Genomic DNA, 817 nt, shown 5'->3' with positions numbered 1-817 from the left:
CCTCTGCCCGTGCCGTTGCCGCCTTGCGTACCGCCTGCGCTCGCCCGGCCGCCACGTGCGCCGTCGCCGCCATAGCCGGTGCCGCCGGCTGCGCCGGCATTCGTCACAGTGCCCGCGGTCGCGCCGCCGTTCTGCGCATCGCCGCCGGAGCCGCCGCTGCCGCTATTGCCGGAGTCGCCGCCGTTGCCGCCGATTCCGATACCGCCGAAACCGGTGCCGCCGCGACCGCCGCGTCCACCAGCCGCGCTGCCAGTGTTGTACGCGACGTTGCCGATACCGGACACGCCAAGACCGGTCACCGAGCCGTTCAGCTTGCCAAGCGCAACTGCCTTGCTGTTGTTGAACGAATCCTGGTTGACGGTCGCCGCCGACGCGATTTCATTCGCGTTGGCGCCGGACTGGCTGGTCTGATTCGACGTCGCGCTAGCCGTCGACGTGTTGCTGCCGCCGGCCGCGCTCTGGTTACAGCTTTTCTCGTTGTCGCTGCACGGATTGGCCAGCGCGTAACTGCTAAAGCCCAACGCGAGTACCGCAGCGCTCGCCATTAGAGTCTTTCTCATGAGAGCCTCCACAAACGAACCGCGTTAGTGACCAACCGTCAGGTTGGCCTGGACGGTAACCGCCTGCTGCACGAGCGACGCGAGACCGCTGTTCTGGTTCATCACGACGATGCCGGCAGCCGATTGCGCGGCGCCCGTCATCGTATTGCTCATGTTGAAGGTGCCCGCGTCGACGGTGTTGGTGCCGGCTGCGCCGCCCGCACCGCCAGCCGCGCCGTTGCCGACGCCGCCACTGCCCATGCCGCCCGCGCCACCCG

At 68.3% G+C, this 817-nt stretch carries 2 pseudogenes; both read right to left on the bottom strand.

The window, feature by feature from the left end:
• A pseudogene (locus HV675_RS32140) lies at positions 1-560 on the bottom strand (hypothetical protein); the annotation flags it as partial.
• Positions 561-584: 24 nt separating this feature from the next.
• Positions 585-817: pseudogene (locus HV675_RS32135) on the bottom strand (hypothetical protein); the annotation flags it as partial.

This window comes from Paraburkholderia solisilvae (assembly GCF_902859875.1).
Lineage (GTDB): Bacteria > Pseudomonadota > Gammaproteobacteria > Burkholderiales > Burkholderiaceae > Paraburkholderia > Paraburkholderia solisilvae.
Note: the sequence above shows the minus strand (reverse complement) of the source record. Positions and strands in the feature narration are given on the sequence as shown.